This is a genomic window from Gammaproteobacteria bacterium (assembly GCA_014075255.1).
Taxonomy (GTDB): Bacteria; Pseudomonadota; Gammaproteobacteria; order UBA4575; family UBA4575; genus JABDMD01.
Map to the genome: position 1 here is coordinate 395540 of CP046178.1, position 16563 is coordinate 412102.

Genomic DNA, 16563 nt, shown 5'->3' on the forward strand with positions numbered 1-16563 from the left:
TTCATGACTCTCACATTCGCTACGCTCATGCGTTGCTAATGCAACGTCCAAATCGGTTATCCTGCCGATTTGTCGAACTCCAAACAGTTCGAATGACTTACCAAACATACCAATATTAAAATGCCCCAATAAAGGGGCATTTTAATATTGGCGCGCCCGGAGAGATTCGAACTCCCGACCGCTCGGTTCGTAGCCGAGTACTCTATCCAGCTGAGCTACGGGCGCAATTATGAAGCCGGCGATTATAACGAATAACCCGATTGGAATTACATATATTATTAGGTATTCGATATACTCTCGTTTCGAATTCGGAGAGGTGCCAGAGTGGTCGATTGGGGCTCCCTGCTAAGGAGTTGTACGGGTGACCGTACCGAGGGTTCGAATCCCTCCCTCTCCGCCATTACTATTTAAATCAACCTTGCCACCTCTGTTTGGTATGCCGCTAAATACCTATAGTATCGCTTCGCGATGGTTACTTTGCGCATAATACCCATGCGCGCGTGTCCTCTTCGCTATTACTATTTAAATTAGTTCTTACTATTCCTATTTCAGCGTCAGCAAAGTCGATTTCACACTCATAATATCCGGCTTTATCCGTTAAACGGCAATGATTTGCCGCATTTATGGCTATTAAGTCCATAATTTTAGTCGCTTTAAACCATTATTAGTTGTCCACAAAGGTCATTCAGCGTTCACTACGGGCAATTGGAAAAATAGGTTACAGAATAGATAGTTATAAAAGAATGCTAATTAAGATTAAAGATTCATCCAGTATTAGAGATTGCGATGTAACAGACGAGAATATTTATTCAACAAGGCGTCAATTCATCAAGACTTCTGCAAAGTATGCTGTAACGGGTGCACTGGGCAGCTACGGGATGTTGCCTATTATTTCGCCTACTAATGCTGTGGCTTCCATTGATTTTTCATCCGTTAAGCAAACCTCGTATAATGTAAAAGATAGTCTCACTTCGCATAATTCCGTTACTTCTTACAATAACTTTTATGAGTTGGGTTCTGGTAAAAAAGATCCCAAGTTAAATGCCCATTTGTTGAAAACAAAACCCTGGAGTATCACAGTTGAAGGACACTGCAATAAACCGGGCACCTATGCACTGGAAGATTTTATTAGTCCGCAGGTATTAGAAGAACGAATTTACAGATTACGATGTGTTGAGGCTTGGTCAATGGTAATCCCATGGGTTGGTATTGAAGTGAATAAGGTGTTGAAGAGGTTCGAACCTAATTCAAATGCAAAATTTGTAGAGTTTGAAAGTATTTATGATCCGGAAAATCTTCCGGGTCAACAACGAAGAGTGTTGCAGTGGCCATATACAGAAGGGTTGCGCATAGATGAGGCGATGCATCCGTTAACTATTTTTGCAGTCGGCTTGTATGGAAAGGAACTGCCGAATCAAAATGGTGCGCCATTGCGTTTAGTGGTGCCATGGAAATATGGATTTAAAAGTATTAAATCCGTAGTAAAGATTCGTTTTATTGATTCACAGGCTAAAAGTGCATGGAATTTATCCGCACCAAGTGAATATGGTTTTTATTCTAATGTGAATCCAAGTGTGGATCATCCTCGATGGAGTCAGAAAAAAGAAAGACGTATAGGCGACTTTTTAAAACGAAAAACCATGCCGTTTAATGGTTATGCCGATCAAGTATCACAACTCTATCAAGGGATGGACCTTAAGAAAGATTTCTAAGTTTTTAATACAGTCTATTTACTGTTTCTATTTGTTTCTAGATCTTATAAGTGTGTTCAGCACTTGCCGGCAAGTTTATTAATCAAATACTCCATATTTTTCATGCACATATACGGTAACAACCTTACTTCTAGTTGGTTGAATACTCGGTATTTATAAGAGTATGCTCAAAAAATAAGCTTAACGATTACATGTTTATTATTTTGCCTATTTTCTATGTGTGGCTAATAAAAATAATAAAAACACAATTAGCGGAAACAAATGTTCGGACAATATTTCAATATTGATGAGTCGGTTTTTTCGATTGCACCCAATCCAAAATACTTATTTTTAAGTAAGCAACACGAAGAAGCCTTAGCGCATCTAATCTATGGCGTAACCCGTAAAGGGGGTTTCGTATGCCTAACGGGTGATATTGGCACAGGCAAAACAACAATCTGTCGCTGTATGTTTGAGCAACTGCCTGAAAATACAGATATAGCTTTTGTTATTAACCCTAAATTTTCACCAATGGAGTTATTGGCTTCCATATGTGATGAGTTGCATATAGGTTATTCGCCTTTTCAGCCTAGTATAAGAGAGTATGTAAAGAAGCTTAATACTTATTTGGTTGAGGCGCATAGCAGAGGTAGAAATACAGCATTGGTTATTGATGAGGCTCAAAATTTAAGTATTGAAGCACTGGAGCATGTTCGTGCACTCACAAATTTAGAAACTAATGAGCAAAAATTATTGCAAATAATTTTAATAGGCCAGCCCGAGCTAAAAACCTTGCTTGCAAAACCTGAGCTTGAGCAGGTAAATCAAAGAATTACTGCGCGTTTTCATATCGGCCCGTTAAGTTTGAATGAATCGAATCATTATATTAATCACCGCTTATTGGTAGCTGGAGCAAAGGAAAAAATCTTCAGCGCTGCGAATATCAAACAAATCTATCGACTTTCAAAAGGTGTGCCGCGTCGTATTAACATCTTGTGTGATCGTGTTTTATTGGTTGCATACACAATACGTAAAAGTAAAATTTCTTCACAAATAATTACACAATCTGCGGAAGAAGTGTTCGGTGATGTGCCGGTATATAGCAATTTATTCCCTAAAGCATTGGCCGCAAGTATTTTTGTTGTGTTGATTTCTGCTCTTGGGGTATTTGCATTCCAAAATTATATGATTGATTCGCCAGCAATTCAGAGTTCATTGGCTGTTTTTTCCGAGAATAAAATAGCATTGACTCCCGATGCCGATGAGGTGAAAACTTTTATTGGAGATGTAACTGAGGTTGTCAAAGCAGAGGTTAAGTCTGCTGAAGTTTCTGAGGTTAATTTTGCTTCTACCATAAAAGCAGAGAAACTAATTATAAACCAGAAAGAGATAAATGAGAGAAAAGCAAACTATGTAACAAAAAACATAGCAAAAAGTGAGCCAATTAAGGTAAATGTTAGTGCGCCTGTAAAAGATGTGGTTAAAGAAGTAAAAAAATCAACATTAGAAAATAATGCGCCAAAACTTGTTAGTAATGAAAAAGTATTACAGTTCACTGGTTATGGAAAAGCGTATCAGCAACTATTTAGGTTGTGGGCAGTTGATTATTCTTCCACAGAAGTAAGTCCATGTGAGCATGCGTTTAATAATCAATTGCACTGTTATCAGAGTAAAGGCTCCATAAAAAATATAATTGGTTTAAATCGGCCAGTGTTGCTTAAAAGTAAGTCTGAACTATATGAGCCGAGCTATATGGTGGTGGTATCTATAGAAGGTGACTATGCAATTGTAAGTGAAAAAGGGGATTATCAGCTTGTTGCTATTTCTGACATTGAAGCAAATTGGAGTGGTGAATTTGAAATGCTATGGAGACCATTAAGAGCCGGGGTTTCCTATATTAAACCAGGGCAAAAAGGAAAAGCAGTTGCGTTATTAGATCAAAAGCTTGCCAAACTGCAAGGACGTAAGTCATTAACTTCTCACCCTTTTGTTTATTCGGAAGACTTAGTAAATCAAGTGAGAGCTTTTCAAATAGCCAATAAGTTGCCTTCCGATGGTGTAGTGGGGCCTATTACTCAAATGTATTTCAATAATAAAAATATAGATACACCTTACTTAATTAAATAATATCGGTCATACATATGTCATTCATACTGGAATCAATTAAACAAGCAGAAAGAGAGCGCAAGCTTGGCCAGCAGCAAGCGCCTGCTATATCGATTGAATACACCGCTGCTCATATTGATGATATTGAAAATAATAAACTGCACTGGGTGTTATTGACATTGGGGTTAATAATTTCAGCAACTCTCGTTTGGTGGGTTACAAATTATTTCACCAACAAAGATCGTCGATATATAGAAGAGCTGTCTATGAATGATGTCAGTAGCGAAATTAAAATTGAAGCTAAGACTCCATCAATTATCGGCGAAAATGTCGCTAAACACAGCATTGCTATGGTTCCAATAAAGAACTTGCATAAATCTAATTTAAAGTCCGTTAGGCTAATAACTGAAGATGAGCCTCCTGTAACACCATCTGTTGTGCAAAAAGTTGAATCAAATGAAAAAGAAGCTAGTAAAAAACCAAGTGCTAATGTTCTTGTAAATTTTCAACCCAAACCAAAACCAGCTTTAGAAAAAGAAATTAGTACTGTAGTAAATAAAATTAACGATTATTCTGGTAAGCAAGAACTGGTGGATATTTATTCTGACTTGGCAGCATTGCCAAGAGAAGAAACGATTTCAAATAAACCAAATAAACCAAATAAACCAAAGAAAATTATTGATCAAACGGCAGAAGAATTCGTGCTAATTGAAACTGCTAGCTATGTGACTCCATCTAAGGCGATTGCATTTGAAAGTAATCCATCAGAACTACATCCACCTAAATTAAGTGCAGTAGAAGAATTTAAGCAACCCGAAGAGTCAGTTTATTCAAAACAACATAGGCAAGCCGTTAGAAGTGGTGTGCCTAGCTTTGGTGAATTGCCATATGATGTGCAGGAGAAAGTTCCCGATTTTAATGTTTCTGTGCATATGTTTCATGCTGATCCGGTACAACGACGAATACGTATAAATGGACAGATGTATACGGAAGGTAAAAGCCTGCAACAAGATTTGGCATTGATTGAAATTACGCGTTATGGGGCTGTATTTGATTATCAAGGCCATTTATTTCGCTATAATGTGCGCTAAACTGTACTTCATAAATGCTTGTACGGTTGTTTAAACGATTAAATTCAATGCCTTAGGCTGAAATACCGCCTTTTATACAAGTATTTTTAATTTTGTGTCATCACGATTATGATTCCATAGTCGAGAATAATAATAATCCTGAAATATCAGGGTAATAGCGTCTTTTCTTCATAAACCTTATTTGGTTAATTTAGGCTCAAGTATATAAAGTATGTCTAGTACTGCCGTAACGCTGTCCAACGAGGACATAGCAGATTATTTGCAACGTGGCGAAAAACTACGTGAATCTGACCTATCCAAAATAAAACGCATGCAAGAAGAAACTCCTGATGTTTCTTTTGTGTCTATGTTGAATAGGCTGGGTGCGGTAAGTGATAAAGATATTGCGGAAGCACTTGGAAACTTACTTGCATTGCCCATCGTTGGACGTGATGAGTATCCAACTGAAGAAGTGTTGAATGGTGCTATTTCATTTCGGTTTCTCAAAGAAAGTTCTTCCATTCCACTTGAACTGCAAGAAGATAAAGTTGTGTTAGCCATGGCAGATCCTCTTGATCAGCATGTTGTAGATGCGGTTCGCATTGCAACAGGTAAAACTGTTGAAGTTCGTATAGGTACACTTTCTGATATTGATGAAGCTATCAATCAAATATCAGGTCTTGATTCCAGTAAAATGGATCAAATAGTTGATGCAGTTAATGTTGATGAAATTTCAGATGATGAGTTGGATCACTTAAAAGATTTAGCTAGCGAAGCTCCAGTTATACGATTAGTGAATTTAATTATTCAGCGTGCTGCAGAACAAGGTGCTTCGGATATTCACATTGAGCCGTTTGAGGGTAACTTAAAAGTTCGTTATCGAATTGACGGAGTATTACAAGAGGTTGAATCTCCGCCGCGTCAGTTTGCAGCTGCCATTATCTCTAGAATAAAAATCATGGCTAAGTTGAATATAGCAGAACGACGTCTGCCACAAGATGGAAGGATTCGTAACCGTATTCAAGGTCGTGAATATGATATGCGAATTTCTACTGTGCCAACCATGCATGGTGAAAGTGTCGTAATGAGATTGTTAAATCAAGAATCTGTAGTGTTAGATTTTAAAGCACTTGGTTTTCAACAAGCAGAGCATGATAAATTTATTAGCGCATTGCGACAGCCGCATGGCATGATTTTACTTACCGGTCCAACGGGTAGTGGTAAGACAACAACCTTATATACAGCGCTAAGTTTATTAAACGAGCCGCATCGTAAAATTATTACCGTAGAAGATCCGGTTGAGTATCAACTTGAAGGTATTAACCAAATACAAGCTAAAGCCAGTATAGGATTAACCTTTGCGAATGCTTTGCGATCTATTGTACGGCAAGATCCAGATGTAATTATGGTCGGTGAAATGCGCGATTTGGAAACTGCAGAGATTTGTGTGCAATCTGCATTAACTGGGCACCTTGTATTATCCACTTTACATACTAATGATTCTGTAAGCAGTGTTACGCGTTTAATGGAAATGGGTGTAGAGGATTATTTATTAACCTCAACATTAAATGCTGTGATTGCTCAACGTTTGGTGCGCGTTTTATGTGATGAATGCAAAACGAAAACAGAAATACCAAATAAGATTAAAGAAGAGTTAGGTTCTAATGCTTCTTTTGATTATATGTACGTTCCAGAAGGTTGCGAATCTTGTCATCATACTGGGTATGGCGGAAGAATTTCTATTATTGAGATGTTGCTCGTAACCGACGAGATCAGAAAATTAATATTAGAACATGCCGATGCTTCAACCTTGGCGGCCGCTGCTACGCAGCAAGGTATGCAGACGATGTATCAAGATGGATTGCAAAAAGTTGCCCAAGGGATAACTTCTTTGGAAGAAATTTTGCGTGTTACTCAAGACTCATAGTATGGATGCTTAGTTAATTATGCCTATGTTTGAATATAAGGCGACGACTCCTGAGGGGAAGGTGTTAGAGGGTCAGCGCGAAGAATTAGATCATCCTGCAATGATTAATTGGTTGCAATCTTCTGGGTATATTCCAATTTACGCGAAAGAAGCAAAATCATCTTCAAGCCATTCACTTAAAAATGCTTTTTCGCTAACAAAAAAATCAATTAACTCAAATCAACTGTTGGCCTTTACTGAACAGTTGGCCACATTAGTTAAGGCTAAGCTTCCAGTTGATCACGCATTGCGTATATTTAGAGATTTATCGGAACATGAGAATGTTAGGGATATGTCGGCTTCATTATTGGAAGACGTGGAAGCGGGTAATGACTTGTCTAGTGCACTGGAAAAACAAAAAACCATTTTCAGTCCCTATTATATCAACATGGTGCGCGCCTCTGAGGCTAGTGGTAATTTAGAAATTGGACTCACTCGTATGCACGAGTATTTAGAAAGCGCTAAAACCATGCGCGATAAATTAATCTCATCACTAATTTATCCTATGATTCTAATCGTTGTAGCGATGGCATCTATATTGGTAATTATGACGTTTGTAGTGCCGAAGATAACTGAGTTGTTTGAGGGAAGTGAGGAGCTTCTCCCGGTAGCGACAAAAATGGTTATAAGTGTGTCCAATTTCGTTAGTAGTTATTGGTGGTTGTTGCTAGTGGTTTTAATTCTATCTGGGTTTTTAATTCGATATTTGTTTACTTCGCCGAGTTATCGAAAATTTTGGGATGCGAAGTTTGTAAGGTTGCCAGTATTTGGTGATTTGTTGGTAAAACATGAGACTGCAAAATTTACCAGCAGCTTGGGTAGTTTGTTGTCCAATGGTGTGCCAGTGTTATCTGCGTTGCCCATAGCGAAAGCTAATCTTACTAATAGTTTGTTTCTCGACAATATAAGTAAAGCGATGGAGCAATTTAAAGAAGGTAAAAGTCTTTTTCATACCTTAAGCATGGCGAAGTTGTTTCCGTCGCTAGCATTACAAATGATAAAGGTTGGCGAAGAAACAGGTGAGTTGGATAATATGCTGAAACGTGTTTCTGAAATTTATGAAAAAGAAACTGCCAATGCCATGCAAAGGATGGTGAACTTATTTGAACCAGCAATAATAATTTTATTAGGAGTTGTTATCGGCGGAATTATTGTTTCGATATTACTTGGGATGGTAAGTATTAATGATTTGGCTTCATAACGAATATAGATAAATTAGAAGAGAGTACGTATGTATAAAAAAGAATGTAATGTTTCAAAATCTAGAGTTAAGGGTTTTACTCTAATAGAATTACTAGTTGTGGTTGCCATTCTTGCTTTATTGGCAGGTATTGTGGGTCCGCAAGTTATGAAACGCTTAGGCGATTCAAAATCCAAGGCGGCGAAAATACAAATTGAAGAATTATCGACAGCTTTAGAAATGTATAAGATTGATACCAATCGCTATCCTACTACAGAGCAAACACTAGATGCTTTAGTGCAACAACCTGCTGGGGTGGATGGTTGGAATGGCCCATACCTGCGCAAGAAGTTTGTACCGCAGGATCCATGGAAGCAAAACTATAATTATCGATTTCCAGGTAGAAATGCAGAATATGAAATATTTAGTTTAGGTGCAGATGGTGCAGAGGGTGGGGAAAAAGAAAATCAAGATGTGTTGAGTTGGAATTAAACATTTAATAAATTAACAATGCTTTGTTCAAATACATCAAGCCCACGAGATAGCGCATTTGGATTCACACTGATTGAGTTGCTGATTACATTAGTTATAGCGATCTCCATCACAGCACTTTCCGCTACTGCATACAGTCGTCTTTCATCTAGCGCTGCTTTGAAGGCCACATCTCAGGATATTCTGGTTACTTTGCGACGCGCGAGAATTTCTGCAATTGCAAAAAGTGAAGAGGTTGCTTTTTCAATTGATAATGAGAAACGAATCTATTGGGTAGTGGGGAGTCAAAGGCAACGATTGATAGATTCATCGCTCGATTTGCAAATATTTTCAGCTAAAGGCTTAAGTGCAAATAAAAATATTTCACAAATTCGTTTTGCGCCAGATGGTAGTTCATCGGGAGGAGAAATAAAAATTTCCAATGGTAAAAAAATGTATAGCATTGTAGTGGAGTGGCTGTCAGGGAAAGTAGAAATAAGATGAGTCGCATTAGCCATGATCTTGTGCGTGAAACAAAATATAGAAGAGAAGGTGGATTTACACTATTAGAAACCTTGGTGGCGTTGTCGGTTTTGGCAATTTCACTTGGTGTAGTTTATCAAGTATTTTCTTCTGCATTGCAGAGTTCTACGTTAGCCGATGATTATGCACAGGCAAGCATGTATGCGGATTCACATCTGGCTGAAATTGGTAAAAAAGTTCATTTATTACCTGGCGTTACTGAAGGTGCATACAACAAACGATATCGTTGGAAGTTAGAAGTACAACCATTAGATGGTTCCAGTTCTCGTTCGATAGTAGAAACAGTAAAGCGTTATCAAGTAGTTCTAAATATCTATTGGCAGGCAAGAAGAGGCCAACGTTCAATTCGTGCAACAACTTTTAGATTGGCGAGCGCTTGAAGATGAAAGCCTGCAAACAATCATACGTTCCACGCCTTTGTGTTGCTCGTCAATCTGGTTTAACCCTTATCGAATTGCTAATTTCTTTAGTCATTATTTCAATAGTAGTGACCTTATGTGCTAATGGCTTTACTTTTGGAAGTCGTGTTTGGGCTAAAGTTGACGACCATCAAGATAACTTAGAGGAAGTTGTAAGTTCACAACGATTTTTACGAAAAGTACTAAGTGAAGCTGTTTTTTATCCTATTGAAGAGGATGAAACAAAAGACAATTACTTTGATGGAAATCCTGAGAAAATGATATTTCTAGCGCCATCCCCACAATACGGCCTAGATGATTATCTTTATATTTATGAAATATTTAAGCAAAAAAAGAATGGCGCATATAATTTAAGTGTGCGTTATTTGCCTGCAAATACTTATTTCTCTGGTAAGGCGCGCGCAGCAGAACGAGATGTAAAATTAATTAAAAACGTAAAGAATATAAAATTTGAATATTATGGTCTAAACCAACGAACAGGTGCTTTAAGTTGGTACAACAATTGGTTGAACCAAAGTGCTTTACCTTCACGTGTATCAATAACAGTAGAGTCATTTGAAGATGCTGTGTCTTGGCCGCCTTTAATTGTTGAAACTAGATATGGTAGTTATATCTTACCCTAAGCGGAACATATGAAATCGATACATAAAACTCATTCCAAAGGTTTTGCTTTAATCACTGTATTGTGGATTACGGCATTCTTAACTGTAATTGCGGGTTCAGTGTCTTATCAGGCGCGTGCGAGCTTGAGTTTAGCGACGAATGTAGTAGCAGGTTTCAAAACCAAACATGCAGCAGAAGGGACATTGTTGTTAACGATTGATACTTTAATTAAACGAGATGCATTGCAAGGATTTCACTTAAAAAACCCGAATTTTAATTACGAATTAGATGATATAGCAGTTTATGTGGAGGTTGCTGATGAATCGGGGAAAATCGATCTCAACTTAGCATCAGTTGATTTAATAAGGTCACTTTTTGTAACTGTTGGTGTTGATGAAAAAGTTGGTTCATCTATCGCAGATGCAATTGCAGATTGGCGTGATCAAGATAATTTAAAAAGAGTGGATGGTGCGGAAGATCAGGATTATGCAGCAAATGGTTTGCTGTATGAGGCTAAAGATGATGAATTTGATAGTATTGATGAATTGTCACTTGTATTGGGAGTGACTCCCGAAATATTCGCTAGAGTTAAACCTTACGTAACCGTCTTTGCTCAAGATATTGGAGTGAATACAAATTTAGCATCCGATGTGGTTAAAAAGGCAGTGCAAGATATTATAGGCACAAGTAACAGTGAAGAAACCTCTAGTGATTACATTTCTTCTACAGGCGGTCTCATTTATACTCTGCGTGCCAAAGCTACCGGTCCAAGTGGTTTGTCTACTGTAATTACGAGTATTGTGCGATTGCAAAGAGGTAATACGTTTGAGCCTTTTGCTATATTAGGCTGGAAGCAGAGTTAAAAATCCTCTAATTGTTGCTGATACACTACATGGAAGTTTAAAAAAGAATAATTAAAGGAACCGTTGCTATTTCTTCTTCAATTACACAGTCGTTTAAAGATTTCTTCACTTGGTGGGGTGAGGGATTGTCATTGCTTTTGCCTGGCGAAAAACATTTAGGTCATAGTCGCAGTAAAGATTCACTATTGTTAATAATTGCAAGAGATGAATATCAGGTTTTGGATAGCAGTAGTGTTGAGTTATTACATGCTAAACAAGCCATTACGGCTGATCCTGCTGAATCGCTCAAATATCTTTTTAAAGAAGAGGCAAGCAAAAAAGGTGAATTGGCTTTAGATGTTCATATAAATGAAAGTGAAGTGCTGACTAGGCATATTTCATTGCCGGCTAGTACAGAAGAAAATTTATATGAAGTTATTCAATATGAAATGGATCGTTATACACCTTTTAATAAAGACGATGTCTATTGTGATTATAGAATTGAAGATCGTATTAAAGAAAAAGAGCTTATTAAAGTTTTATTAATTGTTGTCAGAAAAGAAGTACTAAATCCTGTGGTACATGCAATTGAGAGCAGTGGTGTTCATTTACAAAAGATTGATATTGTCGATTCCCAAAATTCTGATAATTCCTTGCATAACGTAAAATTACTACGTTCACATTCTGATTTAGGGAATAGTAAAAAATCATCAATTAATTGGATAGCCGCTGCTGCATTGGGCTTGCTGTTATTAACAGGTGTTACCCCGTTGGTAATAAACTACATGCATATTTCAAAACTTTCTTCTGAGTTAGAGGGGCTTGAGAAAACTGTACAAAAAGTTAAGCAGCTGCAAACAGAATATTCAAAAATGCAGGATCAAGTAGGGTACTTGATAGATGTTAAACATAGAAATCCAAGCATCATTGAATTGCTTAACTTATTAACACAAGCTATTCCTGACCACACTTATGTGCAGAGGCTATCCTTAGAGGGTGGGTTACTCTCTATCCAAGGCTTGTCCGCATCTGCATCAGATTTAATTCCAATTATAGATAAAAGCGGCATGTTTGATGATATTCGATTTGCTGCACCCGTTACACAAAGTGGTGCAGATGGGTTAGAGCGGTATTCTATTACAGCGCAAATAAAGGCAGCCCAGGAATAGATACCATGTCGCAAACACCAGAATCTAAACACAAGTTATATGCAGCAATAGTATTAATTATTGCGATATTAATTTTACTCTTTATCGTTGTGCTTCCATTGTTTGCTCTTTATAGCAGTAGTAAAGAAGAGGTGACATCGCTGCAACATCGATTATTGCAGTACAAAACCATCTCACACAAAACTAGTGGATTATCAAGTAAGCTTGATAAATTACAGCTATTTAATGAAGATCAAGAGTATTATTTCTCAGAAGGGAAAGCAGCTTTAGTATCTGCAGAATTACAAGGGATAATTAAAGAAGTGCTTAATCTACATGGCGCAAAAATTTTAAGCACACAGCCAGTGACTAGCGGTAATCAGGATGAGCGGCAAATAAAGATTTCGGTGCATTGTCGGGCTGATGTAATAAGTTTGCGTAATTTGGTATATGAATTAGAGTCTCATATACCCGTTTTAATTATTGATAAGATAAATGTTGGTAGAGGTTATCGAACTACTTTTAGAGATCAGCAGTCTAAAGGCTCTAATGAGGCACTAGATATACGTTTTGATGTGTCTGGGTTTTTGGCCGCTCAAGAAGCAACACCAAGTAATACAAAGAATGGATTAGATACAGAATTATGAAACTTATATTAAGCACCCTCTGCATTGCACTACTGGCTTTATTTGCCTACCAAGTGATGTCTTATCCTTTGGATGTCGAAAGTGTACGTGGCAAAAGCCTTGATAAAGAGCTAGCAAAGTCTATTGATTATGATTTACCACAATTAGCAGTGTTAAAAAGTATCGATAAATACTCGGAAATTGTGCAACGGCCTTTGTTTGTAAAAGGCAGAGCTGCTGCCGTGAATATACGTTCAGTCACTAAAGCAACAACCGTAGACGCATTAGCGCATTTAATTTTAGTAGGTACCGCAAGTAGTTCAGATGTACAAATAGCGATAGTAGCGGATACAAAAGCTAAACAGATGGAGCGTTTGAAAGTAGGAGAATCGTATAAAGAATGGAATATTGCTGAGGTTTCTTCTAACCATGTAATTTTTCAAAATGAGGAATTAGAGTACAAACTATTTGTGACGCCAATTAAAGGAAGTCAAAAAGAAAAGCAGGCAAAGCTGATTAAGCAGTTAAATAAAAGTAAAATAGAAAAAGCAACGGCAGCGATTAAATCTTACAAGGGTTGGAAAGGAGCCAATAAAAATAAGCAAGGTAAAGATAGTTTAAATACGGATAAACCTAAACAGAAAGTTGCTGGAAAATCTTGGAGCTACCGTAATAAGTCTACGAAAAATAATTCTTATAAAGATAAAGAAACCGGAAGTGCTAAGCCAGCTAATAAACCTGTTAGAAAATCACCTATAAGAATTCCCGGTGAAGAAGAGAAAAATGCAGCTTATTATGAAGCTGAAGATGACAATGAAAGTTCAACTGCATCGAGTAGTCGTGCAAATACAGTTAGAGAAATATCTGCAGAAGATTACTATGATGATGAAGATATCACTGAAGATGAGCTCAAAGCACTAGAAGGTTTGGGTGCTAAAATATTCGATGATTAATAGATAGTTAGTAATAATCTATTCGCAATGCCTAATAAATTAATTGCCGTGCTTTATGTGCGGTATTTGTAACGTATTGATGTATAAAAAAAGCCAATAAAATTATACAAACAACTGCAATAACTACTTGAACTTAAACAGACTTTCATTGACTTGCGCTAGGCCAATGCGTAACGTGTATTCAAATAATTAATACTCACACCGTTCGGCCCCAGACCCCGCCTTATGCATTGGTGTTGTGACACTCTAAACTAAAGAATATGTTTAGAGGATAATAAAATAATAAGAATAAAAAGAATAATTATGGAGGAGGTGCGTGCAGCTTTGCGCGTTCACCATAAGTTACATTACAACTCAATTACTGATGTACATGTTTGGATATAACAAACAGTCTCGGCTACCTGGTTGTAAAACGTAAGGTTACTATGGACACTCAAAAACAATCTAGTTTAATTAAGCTGGCGCATGCAAGTTTTGTTGCGTTGGTGTTTATTATCAGTGGTTGCACCACAACTGCCAACTCACCAAAAGTATCAGATGTTAACGTTGATAATGCTGTCAAAACATCTGCGAAACAAAATGTTGATGTAGAAACAGCTAGAACTGAAGCAAACACACCATCTAAGCCTGAAAAACGTGCTGCAGAAATATATCCTGGTACGGGTACGTTCACAGCAAGACCAAGTGCAGATATATCGTCTAGTAGTACTGAAGGTGATATCACCTTAATGTTTCAAGATGCACCGATCGAAGAAGTTGCCATGACGATACTTGGAGACCTACTGGGTCGTGCTTATGTGGTTGATGAACGTGTTAAAGGTTCAGTAAGTCTTAAAACGGGTCGGCCATTAGCGAGAGATTCGTTAATACCTGTAATGGAAAACATTTTAAAAGCAAACAATGCAGTATTAGCTGAAAATGATGGTGTATTTCAAATTCTTCCTGCAAGTGAAGGGTTGAGTAGTGTAGTGACTCCATCTTATGAATTAGATCGCCAAAAAGGCTATCAAGTCATTGTTGTTCCGCTTCGTTATATCTCAGCAACTGAAATGACAAATGTGTTGCGTTCATTGCAAGGTGAAAATGCAATGATTCAATCCGATGAAAGTCGGAATATTTTGCTGGTTTCAGGCACACAAGCTGAACTAAAAAATATGTTAGATACGGTGGAGATATTTGATGTTGATCAATTCAAAGGGATGTCTACTGCAATATTTAGATTAAGTTCTTCTTCTGCAAGCAAAGTAATTCAAGAGCTAAACTCAATCTTTGGACTTAATGGCGAAGAAGGGCAGGCAGGAGTGCTGCGATTTGTAGAAATTGAACGGTTAAATGCAATTCTTGCGATTACGCCGCAACGAAAATATCTTAATACCGTATCGCAATGGGTGGATCGACTAGATCGAGTCGACAATAGTATCGCAAGAACATTACATGTTTATTTTGTGCAAAATTTACGTGCGGGGTACTTGGCACAAATTCTTTCTGAACTATTTGATGCAGATATTTCTACACAAGAAGATGGTAATCAAGCTTCATTAGCACCGGGTTTAGCGGGTTCAACAAGCAGTAGTTCTGGAATTGGTAATTCGGATTATATTAGTGGTGAAGCCGATGGTATAAGTGCAGGTGTGCCCACCGGTGCAGGGGCTTCATTGCCAGGTTCTCTGAGCCCTAATGCAGATCGCTTTGCTTCAACTGATCAAGCTTCTAATGGCGCTAGTAACAGTGGTAATAATAGTGTAATTAAAATAATTGCCGATGAAGAAAATAATGCGCTGGTAGTAAAAGCTACCAAAGAAGAATATCAAGATATTGCTGATGCTATTAAACGTTTAGATATCTCACCATTACAAGTTTTGTTAGAAGCCACTATTGTTGAAGTGGAACTAACTGGAGATTTACAATACGGAACACAATGGTTGTTTAGAAATAATGATATTGATAGTAATACTGGAATAGGTCGTTTAGGGCTTGGAGTGGGGGGTGCTGACGCAACTTTAGCAGGTATAGCTTCAGAAGGTTTTTCATACTCGTTAGTAGATTCGGGCGGCTTGGTGCGTGGCGTGTTAAGCGCTTTGGCTCGCGATAATAAAATGCAAATTCTTTCGTCACCTTCGCTAATGGTGTTGGATAATCATACGGCATCGATAAACGTTGGAGACCAAGTGCCTGTGAGAACATCCGAGTCTACCAATACTGGTACAAGTGATTTGGTGACGAGTACTATTCAGTTTGTAGAAACGGGAGTGACCTTGCAAGTGGCGCCTCGTGTGAGTCAAAGCGGCAATGTGGTGATGGATATTTATCAAAGTATTCGAACTGCAAATGAAACTGAAACATCGGGAATCGATTCACCAACGATAGGGCAACGTGAAGTTAGCACTTCGGTTTCTGTACCGAGTGGTGACACTATTGTTTTGGGAGGTTTGATACAGGATACCAATGGTCAAGGTAACGTTGGTGTTCCAGGATTGCGTAATTTACCAATACTGGGTAGCTTGTTCGGCACTACGACAAACGCGTCTTCGAGAACTGAGCTACTGGTTCTCATCACTCCAACGGCTATTCGTGATGCAGCTGAAGCGAGAGAAGCAACAAATGAATTACGTAAAAAGCTAGATGGTTTAGATATTCCTGAATTGAATAATCCAGAGGCGAAGATTAAAGCGATTGAGCGTGGTGGTGTGCGCTGGTAATTGAAATTGCCCATATATATGATAGATAAAAATAATTACTGGTAATGCACGAAATATGGAGCTTATTCAAGTATATTGAAGCGTTGTCACAACAATAAAAACATAAGACGATAAGCTCATCATAGAACTAGAGCAACTACCCTGAGTTGGGGCAATTTGCCGGGAGGAGGAGTTATTCGAGCGGATAACAGCAAATATTTTACATCCACAGCTAAGCTGCCTTTTATCAAACAAAAGGTCCCGCTT

Annotated in this window: 14 protein-coding genes and 2 tRNA genes; 15 read left to right on the forward strand and 1 reads right to left on the reverse strand. The window is 37.9% G+C overall.

All coding sequences use genetic code 11. From position 1 onward, the window contains the following. Positions 1-148: 148 nt before the first annotated feature. Positions 149-225 (reverse strand) — tRNA-Arg (locus GKR92_01965). Positions 226-310: 85 nt separating this feature from the next. Here GKR92_01965 and GKR92_01970 point away from each other — a divergent pair. The 15 genes from GKR92_01970 (at position 311) to gspD (ending at position 16317) form a co-directional block, all read left to right on the forward strand. Next, positions 311-400: transfer RNA gene (locus GKR92_01970), tRNA-Ser, on the forward strand. Between the two features lie 343 nt (positions 401-743). Next, positions 744-1712, forward strand: coding sequence for a protein-methionine-sulfoxide reductase catalytic subunit MsrP (gene msrP, locus GKR92_01975; GenBank protein ID QMU60527.1), 969 nt, complete (start codon positions 744-746; stop codon positions 1710-1712). A 261-nt stretch (positions 1713-1973) separates the two neighbouring features. Beyond that, entirely contained in the window at positions 1974-3818 is a 1845-nt protein-coding gene (locus GKR92_01980) for an AAA family ATPase (GenBank protein QMU60528.1), read from the forward strand. Between the two features lie 14 nt (positions 3819-3832). Further along, on the forward strand, positions 3833-4888 hold the full coding sequence (locus GKR92_01985) for a hypothetical protein (GenBank protein ID QMU60529.1): 1056 nt from the start codon (positions 3833-3835) through the stop codon (positions 4886-4888). Between the two features lie 211 nt (positions 4889-5099). Then, positions 5100-6794, forward strand: a complete 1695-nt coding sequence (gene gspE, locus GKR92_01990) for a type II secretion system protein GspE (protein ID QMU60530.1) — start codon at positions 5100-5102, stop codon at positions 6792-6794. Positions 6795-6813: 19 nt separating this feature from the next. Beyond that, complete coding sequence (locus GKR92_01995; GenBank protein QMU60531.1) at positions 6814-8034, forward strand: type II secretion system F family protein; 1221 nt, start codon at positions 6814-6816, stop codon at positions 8032-8034. Between the two features lie 30 nt (positions 8035-8064). Continuing rightward, positions 8065-8505: a type II secretion system protein GspG gene (gene gspG, locus GKR92_02000; protein ID QMU60532.1), complete on the forward strand. Its 441-nt coding sequence runs from the start codon at positions 8065-8067 to the stop codon at positions 8503-8505. 18 nt (positions 8506-8523) lie between these two features. Continuing rightward, positions 8524-8988, forward strand: a complete 465-nt coding sequence (locus GKR92_02005) for a prepilin-type N-terminal cleavage/methylation domain-containing protein (GenBank protein QMU62686.1) — start codon at positions 8524-8526, stop codon at positions 8986-8988. Then, positions 8985-9407: a prepilin-type N-terminal cleavage/methylation domain-containing protein gene (locus GKR92_02010; protein ID QMU60533.1), complete on the forward strand. Its 423-nt coding sequence runs from the start codon at positions 8985-8987 to the stop codon at positions 9405-9407. Before GKR92_02005 ends, GKR92_02010 begins: the two co-directional genes overlap by 4 nt. A 2-nt stretch (positions 9408-9409) precedes the next feature. After that, positions 9410-10069 carry a prepilin-type N-terminal cleavage/methylation domain-containing protein gene (locus tag GKR92_02015; GenBank protein ID QMU60534.1) on the forward strand — a complete coding sequence of 220 codons (660 nt, stop codon included), beginning with the start codon at positions 9410-9412 and terminating at the stop codon, positions 10067-10069. Between the two features lie 9 nt (positions 10070-10078). Then, positions 10079-10912: a hypothetical protein gene (locus GKR92_02020; GenBank protein QMU60535.1), complete on the forward strand. Its 834-nt coding sequence runs from the start codon at positions 10079-10081 to the stop codon at positions 10910-10912. Positions 10913-11037: 125 nt separating this feature from the next. Further along, positions 11038-12060 (forward strand): hypothetical protein, encoded by a 1023-nt coding sequence (locus GKR92_02025; protein QMU60536.1) that lies wholly within the window; start codon positions 11038-11040, stop codon positions 12058-12060. Positions 12061-12065: 5 nt separating this feature from the next. Next, the gene (locus GKR92_02030) at positions 12066-12686 is read left to right on the forward strand and encodes a hypothetical protein (protein QMU60537.1); all 621 of its coding nucleotides are present in this window, start codon (positions 12066-12068) and stop codon (positions 12684-12686) included. Then, positions 12683-13618 carry a hypothetical protein gene (locus GKR92_02035; protein QMU60538.1) on the forward strand — a complete coding sequence of 312 codons (936 nt, stop codon included), beginning with the start codon at positions 12683-12685 and terminating at the stop codon, positions 13616-13618. The genes GKR92_02030 and GKR92_02035 overlap by 4 nt, the downstream gene beginning before the upstream one ends. 425 nt (positions 13619-14043) lie before the next feature. Then, a complete protein-coding gene (gspD, locus tag GKR92_02040) occupies positions 14044-16317 on the forward strand; it encodes a type II secretion system protein GspD (protein ID QMU60539.1) in 2274 nt (757 codons plus the stop codon). The last annotated feature ends 246 nt before the right edge of the window (positions 16318-16563 follow it).

Coding starts and splice junctions, on each gene's coding strand:
- msrP (QMU60527.1), top strand. CDS start 744: ATGCTAATTAAGATTAAAGATTCATCCAGTATTAGAGATTGCGATGTA.
- GKR92_01980 (QMU60528.1), top strand. CDS start 1,974: ATGTTCGGACAATATTTCAATATTGATGAGTCGGTTTTTTCGATTGCA.
- GKR92_01985 (QMU60529.1), top strand. CDS start 3,833: ATGTCATTCATACTGGAATCAATTAAACAAGCAGAAAGAGAGCGCAAG.
- gspE (QMU60530.1), top strand. CDS start 5,100: ATGTCTAGTACTGCCGTAACGCTGTCCAACGAGGACATAGCAGATTAT.
- GKR92_01995 (QMU60531.1), top strand. CDS start 6,814: ATGCCTATGTTTGAATATAAGGCGACGACTCCTGAGGGGAAGGTGTTA.
- gspG (QMU60532.1), top strand. CDS start 8,065: ATGTATAAAAAAGAATGTAATGTTTCAAAATCTAGAGTTAAGGGTTTT.
- GKR92_02005 (QMU62686.1), top strand. CDS start 8,524: ATGCTTTGTTCAAATACATCAAGCCCACGAGATAGCGCATTTGGATTC.
- GKR92_02010 (QMU60533.1), top strand. CDS start 8,985: ATGAGTCGCATTAGCCATGATCTTGTGCGTGAAACAAAATATAGAAGA.
- GKR92_02015 (QMU60534.1), top strand. CDS start 9,410: ATGAAAGCCTGCAAACAATCATACGTTCCACGCCTTTGTGTTGCTCGT.
- GKR92_02020 (QMU60535.1), top strand. CDS start 10,079: ATGAAATCGATACATAAAACTCATTCCAAAGGTTTTGCTTTAATCACT.
- GKR92_02030 (QMU60537.1), top strand. CDS start 12,066: ATGTCGCAAACACCAGAATCTAAACACAAGTTATATGCAGCAATAGTA.
- GKR92_02035 (QMU60538.1), top strand. CDS start 12,683: ATGAAACTTATATTAAGCACCCTCTGCATTGCACTACTGGCTTTATTT.
- gspD (QMU60539.1), top strand. CDS start 14,044: ATGGACACTCAAAAACAATCTAGTTTAATTAAGCTGGCGCATGCAAGT.